Source organism: Streptomyces sp. NPDC107522 (assembly GCF_055657525.1).
Genome location: NZ_JBVKAU010000024.1, coordinates 21,366 through 37,365, shown reverse-complemented (window position 1 = coordinate 37,365; position 16,000 = coordinate 21,366). Strand labels below are relative to the sequence as shown.

Sequence of the window (16,000 nt, the reverse complement as noted above, 5' to 3'; positions counted from 1 at the left end):
AGCACCGGAGCGAGCAGCACAGCGCAGAAGAGGCGTGAAAGGAACGCAGTCGCACGCAACTCTTCCCCCCAATCGATCGTGTGTGGTGTCCAAAAACGCTACGGAGCGGCAGCGCACGGCGCCCCAGGGACGACCCCGGGGAGATCCCTGGGGCGCGCACCGGCGCGCAGCGAGGAGAAGAGGGCGCCGCCCGGCGCCGGTGCCGCGCGCCCGACGCCCGTTCGTATCTGGGTTGTCATGCGTCCCGGGCCAGCTTGTCGATCAGCCCCATGCGGGAGGTGATGCCGAGCTTGCTGTAGCTGTTGCTGAGGTGGTACTCGATGGTCTTAACGCTGAGCACGAGCTCGCGGGCGATCTGCTGGTTCGTCATACCCTGCATGGCCAGCCGCGCGACGGTGAGTTCCTGCGCGGTCAGGACCGGATGCCAGGTGCTGCGCGGACGCACGGTCGCGTGTCCGCAGGCTGTCAGTTCCCTGTCACACCGCTCGAGGTACGGCGTGGCCCGGAGGCGACGGAAGGTCCGGTGCGCGGCTTCGAGCTCGGCCGCCGCGCTCTTGCGCCGGCCGGACCGGCGAAGAAATGTGCCGTACGCCAGGTGCAGCAGAGCCTCTTCCCAACAGCCGTCGCCCTGTGCGCAGTGCCGCAGGCCGTCCCGGAACGCCTGCCCGGCGGCTTCGGCGTGGCCGCGGGCTTCCTCCAGCAGCCCCCGGCAGCGTGCGGCAGCCGCCTGCTCCAGCGGCCGGTTCCGCTCGGCCGCGCGCCGCTCATACGGAGCGAGCACCGCCTGCGCTTGCTCCGTGCGGCCGGTGCGGGTCAGGGCTTCGCAGAGCAGAGGGCGCCAGGCGACCAGGCCGGGTTCCTCGATGCCGTACCGGTGGACGATCTCCGGGCTCAGGAAGGGGCTCAACTGCTCGATCACCCTCTCGTGCTCACCGCGCGCGGCATGAACGAGAGCGCGTGCGGTGGCCGCGAAGGCGGAGTCGTTGACGTCCGAGAGCACACAGGCGTGCTCGGCCGCCGACTCCGCATGGGCTTCGGCGGCCCGGAAGTCGCCCCGCCCGGCGAGGGGGTAGGCGGTCACGGCGTGCACCACGGCGAGGATGGATATCTGGTCAGTGTCCTCCGCCAGGGACACGGCATGGGTGCCGTGGGCGATCGCTTCGTCCCACTGCCCGGCCCGGTACGCCGCGTCCGTGAGGAAGCCCAGCGCGACCAGAGCCGCGTAGGGAAGCCCGCCACGGCGGTGGGCGTCGAAGGCCTCCTTCAGATCCTTGCGGGCCTGGTGCAGCTGCCCGTTCCAGAGCCGCAACATGCCGCGTGCGAGAAGGCCGTCCAGCTGCTGCGGGGCGGCCCGCGGCCCGATGTCCGGCAGGTGGGCGAGGGAACGCATGCCCTGTTCGTAGTCGCCGGAGAGGGCCAGGCCGATGGCGAGGGAGTCGCGAAGGAACGACGACCGCTCGCCCGGCGGTAGGGCGAGCCCGCGTTCGGCCCAGTGGATAATGCGCGGGGCGTCCCCCTGTATGAGGCACAGCCAGGCCATCTGCTCGGCGGCCTTGCGTAGAGTCTCCGGCTCCGTAGTCGCGTCACAGGTGTCCCAGCAGGTGGCGAGCTCTCGGCGGGCTTCGTCGAGTCGGCCCGTGGTGAGGGCGAGGTGCCCCAGGACGTAGTGCTGTTCCGCGTCGGGAGCCAGGCCGCGGACCGTCCGTTCGAGTTCGGCGGCCTGGCTGACATCTCCGGCGAGGAGCAGGTACTCGACTCCTTGGAGCAGCCACCGTGCCTGCCGGCCGGGCTCGGCGGCCAGCCGGGCGGCGGCCATGGAGGCGGAGGCCGCCGCGGACCAGGCGCCTTTCGCGGACTGCTGCGAGGCGAACTCCGCAAGGTCATCCGCGAGTTGGCCGTCCGGTCCGGCGGCGGCGTGCACCCGGTGCTGCAGCGCGATCCACGGGTCGACCGCGAGACCGGCGGCCACGCGGTGCAGGTGCGAACGCTCGGCCGGCTCCAGCCCTCGGTAGACGGCCGCACGCAGCAGGGGGTGGGGGAAGGCCACCTGCGGCGGGGTGCCGGTGGGGCCTTCCTCCAGCACCTCGCACGCTATCGCCCGGGTGAGAGCGGTCAGGGGCTCCGCGACAGCGCCCACCTCCGCCGCCAGATGGAGTGGGCTGGACATGCCGAGAACGCTGGCGGCCTGCACCAAGCGGCGTGTTCCGGGGTCGCAGGCGGTGAGTCGTTCGGCGATGATCCGCTCGTACCTGCGGGGTGCCGGCAGGACCGCGCGGCCACCGAGCACGTCGGCGGGGAACTGCTGGAGCAGCGCCTTGACGTGCAGCGGGTTGCCAAGTGTGTGATCCCGCAGCCGGACCATGGTCCGGCGGGGCAGCGACGCGGGTCCGAGGGCCGCGTTCAGCGCCATCAGTTCCGGCACCCCGAGGCCTTCGAGGGTCAGCCTGAGCGTGGTGTCGTCCTGGACCAGCCGGTGCAGCCCCTGCGGCAGCCGGGGATCGGCCGAGTCCCGGGTGGCCAGCACGGTCAGCACCCGGTCCACGCGCAGTCGTCTCAGGACGAAGGTCAGCGCATGGAGAGAGGGAGTGTCTGCCCAGTGGATGTCGTCGATCACCAGAACCACCGGTTTCTGGTCCTGGAACCGCCCCAGGGCATCCAGGAACACGGCCCCTACGGAAACCGGGTCCTGCACGGCGGGGCCAAAAGCGGCACCGTGAGCCGCCTCCGGGAGCACAGCACCGGCCGCACCGGGCAGGTGGCCCATCAGTTGGGTGACAAGACCGTAGGCCAGGTCCCGTTCGAGCTCCTCGCCGCTGGCCGTCAGCATGCGGCAGTCGCGGGCCCTCGCGGCGAGAAAGCGTCGGATCAGGGAGGTCTTGCCGACCCCGGCGGTTCCGTCGACGACAACGATCCGGGGCTCGCCGCCCGCCGCTCTGTCCAGCCAGGTGCCCATCCTGGCCAGTTCCTCGTGCCTGCCCAGGAACGGCGCCTCGGACGTCTGCCGCATTCGTCCCCCACTGGTTCGACGCAACCATGAGCTCGCAGGACGCTGCGGCGCGCAAGACGCCGGGCGCGGGCTTCCTGCCGGACCTCCCCGGGGCCGGGCCGCACCCGCTGAGCAGCCCCCAGGGTGACAGCCCCGCCCGAAGCCGCCAGAGGTTTGCGTCAAAGTGCTGACATGGCGCCAGGGAGCGTGTAGGGGAGCAAGGGCCGTCAGTGCCGGGCGAACTGGACCCGCGTCGGCTGAACGACGTCCGGCTGAACGGTGATGCCATTGACGGTCAGCTGCCCTCCGTAGGCACCTCGTGCCTGCGGCTCGTGCCCGAAGAGCGGCGCGGACTGGCCTCCAGCGCGGCCATCAGATCCTGCGGCGATTCGTCGGGGCAATCGGGGCCTGGAGTTCCCTGCCCGGTGCATTTGAGCGGGGCGGGCGGGGAGTCGAGGTTGCTCCGCCGCCCGCCCCTGGTGTCCGCCGTCTCCCGCTGCCCTTCTTCGCAAAGACCGGAAGGCGGCGGGGGGCATCTGGCCAGGCGCGCCGAGGGCAGCGCCCGGCGGAAGTCTTTGGGCTACTCGCTGTACGCCGACACCATCAGCGGGCGAGGCCGCCCACGGAGCGTGCCGCTCACCTCCCAGTTCCCCGACGCCGTCGACTGCGAGCGCGCCAACCGCGCCGCCGTCTTCCCCGCAGGAATCCAGGGCGGTCTTCCCTGTCTGAAGGTCGACGGCGTCCTGGTCTTCGCCTACCTCGACCCCCAAGTCGGCGCCGTCCGGGTGTCCTCACCGCCCGTCGCGACCGTCCCGCAGCAGGCCGGCACCCGCAAGTACAGCCTGCGCGCGAAGGGCGACGTCGGCGACCGGTGGATCGCTCCCTTCATGGGCGGCCGTCGCCGGTTCCTGTCTGTGAACCTCGAGTATCAAAGGCGGCATGCTGGAACAATCTGCACAGGGTATCTGTCACCATGCAGGCTGGCGATTGCCCGCCGTGCTGCTCTCGGAGGGGCTGCTTCGGGGGGATTCACGAGGGCGCAGGAGGGCCGTGTCAGGGTCCTCTCGCTTGCCCCGGCAGCCGGCGCCATGGCCGGGGTCTTGACCAATCTGGTCATGCGATCAGGAGACAGCACGACAGCACTGGCGTAAGGCCTCAGCGATACATCGGCGCCTGCACATGCAGAGCAAGGCGCGCGACCTCGAACAGTTCTTAAGCCAATGAGCTTCTTCGAGTTGGCCACCGATCAGGTGACGGCCGCGAAGCGCAACGAGCGAGGCCCCCGAGCTGTTGATCGAGATGTCTGACGTCTCAACCACGCTGCTCGGGGGCCTCGTTGGTCATCCATCCTGCCGCACTCGACCTGCCCCACGCACTCGTGGAGTGGGTGACCATGCTCGTCGTCACCCGTGAGGGCGACCGGCGCTGCAAGCTCCGCCCGTCTCAACGCGCGATGGTGGCACTGGTGTACCTGCGCGAACACACCACCCTGGCGAAGATCGCTGCCGGGTTCGGGATCAGCGAGTCCACCGCCCACGCCTACACCAGCGCCATCATCAACCTGCTGGCTGACCGTGCCCCGGGGCTGCTGAAGGTCCTGCGCGAGGCCGATGCGGACTTCGTCCTGCTGGACGGCACGCTCGCCGAGTGCGACCGGGTCGGCGACGGACGGGCCGACTACTCCCACAAGCACCGCCGGCACGGCGTGAACGTGCAGGTGGTCACCGATCCGAACGGCCAGCTGCTGTGGCTTTCACCCGCGCTGCCGGGCCGAGCTCACGACCTGACCGCCGCCCGCACCCACCGGATCATCCGCATCTGCGAGCGCCAGGGCATCCCCATCCTGGCCGATCTCGCCTACCAGGGCGGTGGCCCCTGGGTGACCACGGGCATCAAACACAGGCCCCTGCAGGAACTCAGTCTCACCGAGCAGACCCGGAATCGGGCCCTGGCCGCGGCACGGGCGCCGGTCGAACGCGGTGTCGCGCGCCTGAAGTCCTGGCAGATCTTCCGCCGATCCCGGTGCAGCCCGAATCGCATGACGTCAATCGCCAAAGCCGTCCTCACCCTGGAGCGGCAACGCTGAAGAACCTCAATGATCACCGACAACTCCATGTGGCCACTTGGAGGAAGGATCAGCGCCGGCGTCTGGAAGAAAACATCCGACGGTGACCGCATCGAGGAGGACCGCCTCAACGGCTGGCTCGGCGAGATTCACGGACTCCACATCTTCTCGAAGTCGCGCGCAGCAAAACGTCGAGGGAAGCCGCGGCATGGCCGGCGCCCCTGCAGTGGATGGAGGAGATGACCACGAACATGAACCCCACCGCCGTGCTGCTCGATCTTGCAGCCCGGGCCCAGAGCGTGAGCGACCCGCACGCGCTGCAGGACTTGCTGTCCAGGGGCCCTCGCGCCCGGCGCGAGGGCGTCGCCGATGTCCAGGCAGGCGTTGACCGGGAGGCCGTGAGCCTGTCCGACGCCGGGCTCGCCAAGCGGTGTACTGCGGCGGGTTCACCGTGGGCGGAAGGGACGACGCGCAGCGAGGCGGTCTCCGCTCTGGCGTTCGTGACCTGGGACGCCGCGCCGGCCGCCATGGCCTACGCGGAACTGGCGCAGCGTGCGGCGCGCTTGGGGGTGTGTCTGCTGGGTGAGGAAATGCTGTAGGCCATTTTGGCGTCAGACTGGACACCAAACCACCCCCTTTGGCATTATCGAACCTGTCGCGCTCGATGGTGCCGGCCCCGCCTTGCTGATCCTTCGAAGGGGACCTGATGTCTTCCGCCGAGCGACTCGTGGACACCGGGCAGATCGTGTCCGAGTTCGGCACGAGCAAGTCCCGGATCAGCGAGTGGAGCAACAACCCGGACAGCGGATTCCCCTCGGCCTCCCACACCGAGGGCCGCAAGCGGTTCTGGCGCCACAACGAGGTCGCCGCGTTCTTCGCGCAGCGCGCCCCGAAGAAGCGCACGCTGCCGGCCGCCGTACTCGAGGCCGACCAGAACGAGCTGCTGACCAAGCGTGAAGTGACCCAGCTCCTCGGCTACACCCGCACGTCCACCATCGACGCCTACTTCCGCGACCGGCCCGGGTACTTCCCCGAGCCCGACGAGGACATCGACGGCCCGATGTGGCGCCGCGGCACGATCGTCGCCTGGGCAACCAGCCGCCCGGGCAAGGGCCGGCGCGCCTCCGCCCCGGCCGCCGCACTGCCCGAGGTACCCGTCGACGGGGACCCGGACGAGCTGCTCGGTACAGCTGAAGTCGCGAGCCTGCTCGGCTACGGCAGCGTCGCTTCCTTCTCCAGCTCCCTCTACCAGGGGCGCATCCCCGAACTGCCGGAACCGCAGACCCTGGAGAAGCCGGAAGGCAGCCGCGGCGGGGCCCGCAAGAAGTGGCGTCGGGCCACCGTCATCGCCGCCGCCCGCGAGCGCGGTGTACTGCCGGCCGCCGACCAGGACGAAAACGAGGACCTGGTCGGCGCCGCCGAGGCGGCCCGGATCCTCGGCTACCGCAACGCCGACAGCTTCATCAGCGCCCTCGGACACGGGCTCCTGCCCGATCTCGAGCAGCCCGACGGGTTCGAATACCGCCGCGGCAGTGCCGGCCGACCGCGCCAGCAGCGCTGGAGACGCTCCCGCATCGAGGCGCTGGCCGCCCGCCGGTCCTCAACGCCCTGACCACGACGCGAATCGCGTGACACACGGGATACCGTAAGAACCCGCGGCCTGTGGTTCAAGGGATCGACGAACTCCCGGCGGGCCAGACGCCGCACGATGACCGGTACGGAAAGGCCAGCCACCTCTCCCCCGCGAAACCACACGGCCTCGCGGCACCGGCCATCGCCGTTTCCGAATGGAGCAGCATCTCGACCTTGCTCCAGCTGGCCAGCCGGGGGCGCAAGCCCTGCTCCTGCTGTCTGCCTGCTCAGTGCTGAGTTCCAGCGTCCGCCAGCTGCTGCAACGCCTTGGCCGTCTACGCACCAGCGTGCCGGGGGCCGCACGGGCCATCAGGGAGTGTCTTGGGCATCGGTGAGTCAAGGCACCTGAAGCTGTGGTCGGGTCGACCACAGGCCCGACCAAGCCGTTGTGTCCCCATCGTGACCCTGGTCAGGGCCTCGAGGTCGGTGAGCGGGTCGGGGACAGCAGGTCTTCTCAAGGCCAGCAACAACCCGTTCCAGCTTGCGAGACTGACCATGTCTGCTGCACAGCAGACGTCGCAGAACGAGGCAACTGCCCCGACGCTGCGGCACGCCAAGAGCAAGAACAGCGTGGCCTCAAGAACGTGAAGTGGCCCCACCTGGGAGTCTTTTCTGGCCCCACTTAGCGATCTTGGAAGCGGGTTCCGGGAAATTTGGCCCCACCCTGTGCGCCGGAGGGTTCGGCGTCAGTCGCCGGAGCGAGGTGTGGGGGCGTAGGGCTCGATCTCTCGCCATGGCGGCGGTCCTCCGAGCTGCCGGTCGATGGACTGCTGGGAGCCGTCAAGGGAACGACGGGCCGCGTTGACGAAGGCAAGCTGTCCGGATGCGAGTTCTGCCATGATCCGCTGGAGGTCGTCGCGGTTCTTCGGGCCGCCGTCGGCGACCAGGAGCGCGAAGCGGCCGATCGCATCGGCCAGGTCGCCGGCTGCGTTCGCGACCTCGCGGGTGGCGACCAGGCTGAGTGAGGTCAACGCGGCGTTGAACGGTGGCCAGTTGGCGTTGTTGTGGCCGGTCGTCGAGGTATGCCTCACGCAGCTCGATCTCGACGGCGGTGAACTCCCGGAGGAAGGCTCCGCAGGCTGCTGTCTGGGTGTCGCGCAGCCATTGCTGGTTCTGGCTGCGGCGGCCGACGAAGCCGCCCACCACGATGCCGAGGATGGTTGCGACGGCACCGATGCTCGTGGACGCCAGAGCATCCCAGGGGGCGGCCAAATCGGATTCCTCCTTCAGCACGGTGGCTGTGATCCGTGGTCAGCGTGGCGAACGACTGGTCCATTCTTGATCAAGAGGTCTGCCTTGTGGGGCCGGATCCGGAGGTCAGGTGGTGGCTTGCTGCTGTGCCCGGGTCTGTGCGAGCCGCTATGAGTCGGTTCCGGTCTCGATGATGTTGCCGCCGAAGGTGAGCCGGTCGACGATGGCCGCGCAGAGCCGGGGGTCGGTGAAGGTCTTCGTCCAGCCGCTGAAGCTCTCGTTGGAGGCTATGGCGACGCTGTTCTTCTCCTCGCGTTCAGTCAGGACCTGGAAGAGCAGTTCGGCGCCGCGGCGGTCGAGTCCCATACAGCCGAGTTCGTCGATGCAGAGCAGATCGACCCGGCCGTAGCGGGCGATGGTCTTGGTCAGCTGCTTGTCGTCCGCCGCCTCGACGAGTTCGTTGACAAGCTTGGCGGCCGGCACGTAGCGGACGCGAAAGCCGGCCATGGCAGCTTCGGTGCCCAAAGAGATCAGCAGGTGGGACTTGCCGGTGCCGGAATCTCCGATCAGGCAGAGCGGCAGTCCTTTGCGGACCCACTCGCAGGAGGCCAGGGAGTGGACGATGGCGGGTTCGATGTTGGGGTTGACATCGAAGTCGAAGTCCTTGAGGGCCTTCTGCCGGGGGAAGCCGGCGGCCTTGATGCGGCGTTCGGACGGCGTCGGTCCCGGTCGTCGCATTCGGCCATCAGCAGCTCGGCGAGGAAGCCGCGGTAGGTGAGCTGTTCGCGTTCAGCGGCCTCGGCCATGGCGGGGTACTGGGTGCGGATGGTGGGCAGTCGGAGCATGCGGCACCCGTTATCGACAGCGGCGTCGGCGGCCTGTTCGGTCAGGCCGCGGTGGCGTTGGACGGTCACGGCAGCTCTCCCTGGCTGGCGGGACGGGATGGCGGACGCCGTAGCAGCTGATCGTAGGCGGCGACCGAGGGAAGGGGGCGGTTGTCGGCTGGCAGAGCCGCCAGGCGGTGCTGCGTCAAAGAGGTGACCTGCGGTCCGGGCAGCGGGTCTGGAGGTGTCAGATGGGCAGGCGGACGGGACGATTCTTCGTCCTGGGCGGCCTTGCGGGCCTCGACCGCGACGGCATCGGCGGTGAGGGCGCCGGCCTGCAGGGCGGTCGCGATGCCGGTGACCACGTGTTCGTGCGGCATGGTGCGGTGCAGCAACAGAACCTTGATCAGAGCGCGGGTGCCTTCGGCGTCGCCGTGCGCTCTGCGGACGGCAGCCCACCAGGCGTCATGCACCGGCGTGAACTTGCCAGCCGCGCGGGCCTGGTCCAGTGCGGTGGCTCCGGGCAGGGCGCCGGGCTTGCGCACCAGGGCTTCCAGATAGTGGTCCAGCTCCAGGCGGCAGCTGCCCCGGGGTGACGAGCCGTTCGTGACGGGCGACTTCGTCGCGTCCGTCGTAGACCACCAGCTCAGAGGCAGGCAGCAACACCCGTACTCGCCGCCCGATCAGGCGGACGGGCACCGAGTAGTGGTTCATACGCACGCTGATCTGACCGAACCGGTCCACCCGGGGAGTGAAGACGCGAGCCGTCTCGACCGGTTCGGCAGGCAGCGGCTTCAGCAGGGGCTGCTCGATGGCGAAGTATTCGCCGACGGTCCGCGGACGCGAGCCGATCCGGCGGGCGTCGTCCTCCATGTCCTACTGGTCGATCTTCGCGTTCAGTTCCGCGAGGGAGTCGACCCCGGGGACGGGCACCAGGTGGTTGCGGCGGAAGCGGCCGACCTCGCCTTCGACACCGCCCTTTTCGTGGGCGCCTTCCAAGCCGGGCTGGCAGTAGAAGACGTCCAGGCCCAAGTGTGAGCGGAAGGCGACCCAGCGGTCGGCTTCCTTGCGAGTGCGACCGTAGCAGACCCGGTTAACGGCGGACCGCAGATTGTCGTAGCGGACCTTGCCGGTCGGCAGGCCGCCCAGCACCCTGAAGGCGTGCAGGTGGCCTTCGAAGAAGGCTTCCTGGCCGCAGGAGGCGAAGACGCGGTGCACTGCCTTGCCCGAGTACGACATCCGCAGCGTGAACAGGTAGCAGTTCGTCTGCCGTCCTGCCAGTTTCACCCACACGTCGCCGAAGTCGACCTCGGCCTCCTCGCCCGGACGGTGCGACTGCCGGATGAAGACCTACAGCGGATCCCGGCCTTCCTCAACACGGATCTCCACCCTCCGCCAGGCGACGTAGTCGCAGACCGTGGCGTAGGAGATACCCTCCATTTCCCGCTCGTCGATCAACCGGTCGTAGATCCGCTTGATTGTGTACCGCTGCTTGCGCGGCGCATCCAGGTCCGCCCGCAGGATGTCGTCGATCACGTTCTCGAACACGTCCAGGCGCGACTTGCGCGGTGGCATCTTCTTACACGGCTTGGGCCAAGCCGAGACCAGCGCCTCCCGCACCGTCCGCCGGTGAACCCCGTGCTTGCGCGCCAAAGCCCGGATCGACAGCCCTTCCATCCGGGAGTCCCGGCGGATCACAGCGAACAACTCGACCTTGGTCTTTGGCGGCATCCGTGCCTCCTCGCGGCAGGAGCACACCGATCCTCCCACCACAAGCCCACGGGTGGGGCCAAAACTCGCTCAAATGCCCTCCGCAACAAGGGCCGTGGGGCCACTCCTCATCCGTAGATGCGGCCAGCACTGGTTCCCAGAACCAAACAGCGCGAACACCAAGTGCTCGGCAGTGACCACCACCGCCACCAAGACCCCTCGGCGTACACCCCCAGTACCGTCGAGCCGCTGCCCCATCAACTCCTGTCCGCGCACGCCCAGCACCGAATGGCCACCACCCACCAACTCCACGATCTGCTGCGGCCGAACGCCGCCCGCCAGACCCTCCCCAGCCCACTGAACAAGCCGCAGCACAAGGGCCTCGTCGACAACACGGTGCTGCCCGCGTCCAACCGCTCCCGCGCCAGGTACCTCACCAGCGAAGGCGCCCGCCTGACCCGGGACCCCAACGATACGAACCCGCCCCCCGTACCCCATCACCCCCGCCACAGCCGCCTCACTCAAAACACCACACACCCTCACCATCGTCCGCACCCACCTGCCCTTCGCAGCAGACGCCCGCCGACTCGGACACGAACACGGACCATAGGACTGGACCCCCGAGATCTCCCACCCCATCAGCGACAAAAAGCGACCCGTCACCGACACCGTCACGCACTACACCCCCGTCGACGGCAAACACCCACGCAAACCACGCGCATTCGTGGAAGCCGACCGCAGCACCATGAACATCGAACGCCCCGCCGCGAAACTCATCCAACACGCCCGCCCATTCCAGTACGAAACCCAGACCCGCCAACCGCCGCAGACACTCCCCGCAGGCCCTGCCTGGCTGCGCCGGTACCCCCCCCCCGCTCTTCGCACCCACCAGCCCCTCCCCCACCACACTGCCGGCCGACGACCTCGAGGGCGCAGCCCGCATGATGGCGGCGTACGGACCCCTCTTCGGCGTCGACCGGGACGACCTGTCCTTCGACCGCGAGGACGTGGACGAAAAGCTGCAAGACATCCCCGAAGCCGACGGCGATCAGCAGCCGTATCCGTTCGGTATGCACCGCGATCCGGTGGCCATCTACGTGCGAACCGCCGCGGCCCGCGCGATCAGGTCGACCAGAGTGCGCACGACAACCACGAGCCGGTGAGCGTCGGGGTCAGATGAGGATGCCCGCGAGGTGGAAGGCGGCCTGGCAGGCGATCGCGGTTAACGGGGCAGCACACGGGCCCCTCACCTGTCGACCGAGACGGGCAGGCTCGAAACACCACTTGATCACCGACGGCAGGAAGGCGGCGAGCACGGTGGTGGAATGGGCGGCCGCGTCCCTGCGGGCGACCGGATCGGTCAAGCGGTGATGGTTCCCGCGGGCCTTGACCAATTCACCGAGCATCGTAGGCAAGGAGAGCCGGACGCTGGCCCACCCGTACCCCGGACCGCCACGCGTGCTGACGGACGAGGACCGCCCGCTGGCCGGCCATTCGCCGAAACCCTCTCCTCGCCACCCCACTTCGCAGAGACCTTCGGGTAGCTGTTGGACCGGCACGGGACGAAGACCGGCAGCGTCCGGACGCCGGCCTGGCACGAGCCCGCCATGAAACTGATCCGCGCTTCCCTGAAACCGGCGAGCCGCACCGCACGGCGCCCTGTCGGCCGGTTGCGTACGAAACAGCCCCAGGGGTGCGAGCCCTGGGGCCGTTCACATCTTCAGGCTGATCGGCGAGAGCGATGCCCGTTACGGCGCGATGCCGGAGATTGGGACTCGCTCAAATCCTCCGGTCGGTTCAGAGGCAGGTGGTCTACTTCTACTCCTATGCATCGGGGTCGCAGACCTTGTTGGAGTTCACCGACTCACAGGGGATCGTCGGCAGCGTCCAGCGGGCCCACTCGATCCGCTGGCGGTCGCTCCAGTAGGGGGTCTGCCCCTTTCTGATCTTGACTGCCTGGGCGTACTCGACCTCCTGATCACCGTCGTAGTAGGAGAAGCCCTGATCCATGTAGATGCTGTACTTGCCCGCGGTACTGCCCCAGTTGACCGTGTAGTCGGTGCAATCCTTGATGGGGAAGCCCACCTCGACGCCGAATCCTGGCACACCGGTGGTGACCGTTCCATTGAAGATCTCGTCGCACTTGTTCAGCGTGGTGCGGGGTTGCTGGTCGATGTTGGAGAGGAACTTGGACTCCTGTCCCGGCTTGGCGTAGGAACCGAGGTACATGCCAACGACGGACCAGTCCTCCCCGGAGACGTCCACCGGACGCCCGACCGCCCACCGCTTGTAGACCCAGACGTCGTGGGTGGACGCTGAACCCGCCTTGCACTTCTGCCAGTAGGCGTACATGTACCCGACCCCGAGCATGGTCAGTTTCCACTGTCCGGTCTCGCTGGTCAGCGGGCAATCCATCTCCCCCTGGGTTCCAGTGATGCCGGCATCCGTGTGGTCGGAGTCCGCAGCCACGGTCGAAGAGCCCGCGCCGAATGCCTGTGGTACATCCTCCACCTCTGCGCTGAACCGTCCGTCGTCGTGCTTGGTGACGGTCACCGACTTGATGTCGGTTTCCTCGGGCAGGGTGAGCAGTAGGTCGTGGCCGAGGTCCACGACGTCGACGTCCTCGCGTGAGACGTCGTCGACGCCCTGCCTACGGCTCTCCTGAAGGTAGGAGGTCCGCTCCCGTTCACGGGTCGGAGCCGCCGCGGAGGCGGTCCGAAGAGCCTTGGTGTCGGCTGCCCGGGACTTCGCCCGGGCCTGGCGGAACTGGTCGCCCGAGATGGAAATGACGGTGTCGCCCTCACCTGCTGCGGGAGCGTGATATGCCTGTGCCGCGCCGGTCGTGGCCGTCGCGACGGTGACGAGCCCGGCGACGAGCAACGCCACTCGTCTCCACGGTCGTTGAAGCATGCGGTGACTCTCCTTCGGTAAGTACGCCGTGCCCGCGCGCGGTGCGCGGTCAGGGCTTGGTTTGAAATGGCCTTGCTGCGCTGCAGGGCGGATGGTCGTCCGTCCCACAGCTCGGTCTCCCGGCCGTCCAACAGCCAACCGGGTGGGCCTGTTCGCGCGGGCTGCTGTGTGTCTTGCCGTGCCGTGGTGACTGATCGGCCAGCTGTGCACCACAGAGCCTGCTGACCGCCGACGGGCCGTATAGCAACGGCAATCGGCTGTCCTGGACAGACAGGGGATTGTCTGGGCTCGTCAGGGCCTTGTCTGGACGTGCCGAACTACGGAGCATGCCGGAACCCGCCGTTGTCTCTTCTGCGATGGTTGCCGTGGCCACGGGGCTGGTGTGCGTGAGATGGCGGTTGCTCATGCGGCGATAACGCCGATAGCGAACGTCCCGCCGAGACCGGCGGTCACGAGGGTTCGACGAAAGCGCCTATGCGGGCTCCCTATCAAGGCGGTCGGTGTTCGAGCGCCTACAGCAGCACCTTGCTCCCCAGACCTTGACAGAACGTGCAACAAATCTTGAATTGGCTGCTCAAGGGCGTGCTGCTTGAGGGGCAAGGGCACGCTGTGGAGGCGGTGGGCCGGCCGAGCGTCAACTGGCCGGTGGTTCACACGGCCCGGTCGCCTGGAGGCGGCCAAGTACGGCGAGCACGTCACGGTGTTGTCGCTCGAGCCTGAGCTGTACGTTAGGAGCGGCATCATGCCGCTGAAACCCCACCTGAACCCATTGCCGTCAAAGGCGCGTGGCCGACCGCCGGCGCGGCCTCGCCTCAGACGGTGTCCGACCTTGTCGGAAGGCTGAGGGATGACGGCACGGATCCCGCGTCGGCGAAGGTGACTTCGGATGGCGCGGGATGAATACGCGCCGTCTGCCAGAACGGCACCCGGTCGGGTCCTCGGTCTTCCGGGGCCACTTCGGGGAACACGCCATGACAGCCTCGAACGCCGGTGCGTCGCCCGCCTGGCCTGCGGTGACGCGGAGGGCCAGCTGCACGACTGTCGCCGGCAAGGTGGACCTTCGCGCTCAGGCCTCCGCGGGAGCGTCCGACCGTGATCGTCGGGTTCGGCCCGGTCCACTGCCCCCTTCTCCTGGCTCCGACCGCATGCTGGTGAGCCCAGCAGACGGTTGAGTCCACCGACACGGCCCAGCCGATGTCGTCACCCTCGTCGGCCGCTGACAGGACTGCGGCAGGATCCGCTCCCAGGTTCCGTCCACGGCCCACCTGATCAGCCGTTTGGGAGCTGTTTGGAACGAGCCGAGCTCGTCCGGCAGGTCTCGCCAGGCTACGCCCGCGCTCCTGCCTTCGGCCCGCTCGGCGCTGCCGCCGCCGACGCGCGCCCACATGGATGGTTCCAACGGCCCAGGACGAGCCTCTGGGGCGGCGGACGGTGCCTCGAAATCGGCAGGGGCCGACCATTTGAGGATGCGCCGTCCAACGATATGCCGTCCGCAGCCCGCGCGCGTACTGTGGTCCGGGTACGTCCCAGACCGCGCCCCAGGGCGTGATCGTCGGTCCCGCGTGCCCCCCACGCTTCCGCGTCGCCGGGGCTCGCCCGGGCGAGCGGAGGGTCAGCGATGGGTACAGTCACCACCGACGACGGCACCACCATCTTCTTCAAGGACTGGGGTCCACGAGACGGCCGGCCGATCGTCTTCCACCACGGATGGCCGCTGAGCGCCGACGACTGGGACAACCAGATGTTGTTCTTCCTGGCACACGGCTACCGAGTCATCGCCCACGACCGCCGGGGGCACGGACGCTCGAGCCAGACGGCCACCGGCCACAACATGGACACCTACGCCGCCGACGTGATCGCCCTCACGGACGCGCTCGACCTCCGCGAAGCGTTCCACGTCGGCCACTCCACCGGCGGCGGCGAGGTCGCACGCTACGTCGCACGCGCCAAGCCCGGCCGCGTCGCGAAGGCGGTGCTGGTGGGTGCCGTACCGCCTGTCATGGTCAAGTCGGAGAGCAACCCGGGCGGCCTGCCCATCGAGACCTTCGACGGCTTCCGCGAGGCTCTCGCTGCCAACCGCGCGCAGTTCTACATCGACGTGCCCTCGGGGCCGTTCTACGGCTTCAACCGCCCCGGCACGCAAGTGTCGCAGGGACTGATCAACAACTGGTGGCGGCAGGGAATGATGGGCGCGGCCAACGCTCACTACGAATGCATCAAGGCGTTCTCCGAGACCGACTTCACCGAGGACCTCAAGCAGATCGACGTACCGGTCCTCGTCGTTCACGGAACCGACGACCAGGTCGTTCCGTACGAGGACTCGGCGCCGCTGACGGTCAAGCTCCTGAAGAACGGCACGCTCAAGAGCTACGAGGGGCTTCCGCACGGGATGTTGTCGACCCACTCGAACGTCGTCAATCCCGACATCCTCGCGTTTCTGCAGTCTGACCGCGTCCCCGCCTGACGGAGAGTGATGCTCTTCGCACCATGTGCTCCCGGGGGCCGGCGGAACGAGACGTCGGCCCCAGGGGCATTCGGAAAAGGAACAGCGTGGGATTTGAAGTCATAGGCGCACAGCGGAGTTCGGCGAGCAAGGTCCTGTAGCCGTCATGTTCCAGACTTCGCCTTGTCTTGTGAGACGCGGCGGTCGGGGGGTGCTGGCTCGCTTTGGAGATGGACGAG

At 68.4% G+C, this 16,000-nt stretch carries 10 protein-coding genes and 3 pseudogenes; 6 read left to right on the top strand and 7 right to left on the bottom strand.

What is annotated here, in order from left to right; all coding sequences use genetic code 11:
• Positions 1–235: 235 nt before the first annotated feature.
• Positions 236–3,007: a helix-turn-helix transcriptional regulator gene (locus tag ACZ7L6_RS40255; protein ID WP_471932942.1), complete on the bottom strand. Its 2,772-nt coding sequence runs from the start codon at positions 3,005–3,007 to the stop codon at positions 236–238.
• A gap of 608 nt (positions 3,008–3,615) precedes the next feature.
• Between ACZ7L6_RS40255 and ACZ7L6_RS40250 the strand changes: the two genes are divergently transcribed.
• From ACZ7L6_RS40250 to ACZ7L6_RS40235, 4 genes are all read left to right on the top strand, one after another.
• Complete coding sequence (locus tag ACZ7L6_RS40250) at positions 3,616–4,137, top strand: hypothetical protein (RefSeq protein WP_471932940.1); 522 nt, start codon at positions 3,616–3,618, stop codon at positions 4,135–4,137.
• A 185-nt stretch (positions 4,138–4,322) separates the two neighbouring features.
• Positions 4,323–5,072 carry a transposase gene (locus tag ACZ7L6_RS40245; protein ID WP_471932938.1) on the top strand — a complete coding sequence of 250 codons (750 nt, stop codon included), beginning with the start codon at positions 4,323–4,325 and terminating at the stop codon, positions 5,070–5,072.
• 209 nt (positions 5,073–5,281) lie between these two features.
• The gene (locus ACZ7L6_RS40240) at positions 5,282–5,650 is read left to right on the top strand and encodes a hypothetical protein (protein ID WP_471932936.1); all 369 of its coding nucleotides are present in this window, start codon (positions 5,282–5,284) and stop codon (positions 5,648–5,650) included.
• Positions 5,651–5,757: 107 nt separating this feature from the next.
• On the top strand, positions 5,758–6,663 hold the full coding sequence (locus ACZ7L6_RS40235; RefSeq protein WP_471932934.1) for a helix-turn-helix transcriptional regulator: 906 nt from the start codon (positions 5,758–5,760) through the stop codon (positions 6,661–6,663).
• A 706-nt stretch (positions 6,664–7,369) separates the two neighbouring features.
• Here the strand turns inward: ACZ7L6_RS40235 and ACZ7L6_RS40230 are convergent.
• The 3 genes and pseudogenes from ACZ7L6_RS40230 to istA all read right to left on the bottom strand — a co-directional run bounded on the left by ACZ7L6_RS40230 (position 7,370) and on the right by istA (position 10,429).
• On the bottom strand, positions 7,370–7,714 hold the full coding sequence (locus ACZ7L6_RS40230) for a hypothetical protein (RefSeq protein WP_471932932.1): 345 nt from the start codon (positions 7,712–7,714) through the stop codon (positions 7,370–7,372).
• 328 nt (positions 7,715–8,042) lie between these two features.
• Positions 8,043–8,788 (bottom strand): annotated as a pseudogene (istB, locus tag ACZ7L6_RS40225) (IS21-like element helper ATPase IstB).
• Positions 8,785–10,429 (bottom strand): annotated as a pseudogene (istA, locus tag ACZ7L6_RS40220) (IS21 family transposase). The pseudogenes istB and istA overlap by 4 nt, the downstream one beginning before the upstream one ends.
• Positions 10,430–11,349: 920 nt before the next feature.
• Between istA and ACZ7L6_RS40215 the strand changes: the two are divergent.
• Positions 11,350–11,571: a hypothetical protein gene (locus ACZ7L6_RS40215; protein ID WP_471932930.1), complete on the top strand. Its 222-nt coding sequence runs from the start codon at positions 11,350–11,352 to the stop codon at positions 11,569–11,571.
• Between the two features lie 9 nt (positions 11,572–11,580).
• Here the strand turns inward: ACZ7L6_RS40215 and ACZ7L6_RS40210 are convergent, their stop codons facing one another.
• The 3 genes and pseudogenes from ACZ7L6_RS40210 to ACZ7L6_RS40200 all read right to left on the bottom strand — a co-directional run.
• Complete coding sequence (locus tag ACZ7L6_RS40210; RefSeq protein WP_471932928.1) at positions 11,581–11,772, bottom strand: hypothetical protein; 192 nt, start codon at positions 11,770–11,772, stop codon at positions 11,581–11,583.
• Positions 11,773–12,232: 460 nt separating this feature from the next.
• Complete coding sequence (locus ACZ7L6_RS40205; RefSeq protein ID WP_471932926.1) at positions 12,233–13,318, bottom strand: hypothetical protein; 1,086 nt, start codon at positions 13,316–13,318, stop codon at positions 12,233–12,235.
• A gap of 759 nt (positions 13,319–14,077) precedes the next feature.
• A pseudogene (locus ACZ7L6_RS40200) lies at positions 14,078–14,642 on the bottom strand (IS5 family transposase); the annotation flags it as partial.
• A 294-nt stretch (positions 14,643–14,936) separates the two neighbouring features.
• On the opposite strand from ACZ7L6_RS40200, the gene ACZ7L6_RS40195 reads away from it, so the two are divergent.
• On the top strand, positions 14,937–15,782 hold the full coding sequence (locus ACZ7L6_RS40195) for an alpha/beta fold hydrolase (RefSeq protein WP_471932925.1): 846 nt from the start codon (positions 14,937–14,939) through the stop codon (positions 15,780–15,782).
• Positions 15,783–16,000: the final 218 nt, after the last annotated feature.

Coding starts and splice junctions, on each gene's coding strand:
- ACZ7L6_RS40255 (WP_471932942.1), bottom strand. CDS start 3,007: ATGCGGCAGACGTCCGAGGCGCCGTTCCTGGGCAGGCACGAGGAACTG.
- ACZ7L6_RS40240 (WP_471932936.1), top strand. CDS start 5,282: ATGGAGGAGATGACCACGAACATGAACCCCACCGCCGTGCTGCTCGAT.
- ACZ7L6_RS40235 (WP_471932934.1), top strand. CDS start 5,758: ATGTCTTCCGCCGAGCGACTCGTGGACACCGGGCAGATCGTGTCCGAG.
- ACZ7L6_RS40215 (WP_471932930.1), top strand. CDS start 11,350: ATGATGGCGGCGTACGGACCCCTCTTCGGCGTCGACCGGGACGACCTG.
- ACZ7L6_RS40205 (WP_471932926.1), bottom strand. CDS start 13,318: ATGCTTCAACGACCGTGGAGACGAGTGGCGTTGCTCGTCGCCGGGCTC.
- ACZ7L6_RS40195 (WP_471932925.1), top strand. CDS start 14,937: ATGGGTACAGTCACCACCGACGACGGCACCACCATCTTCTTCAAGGAC.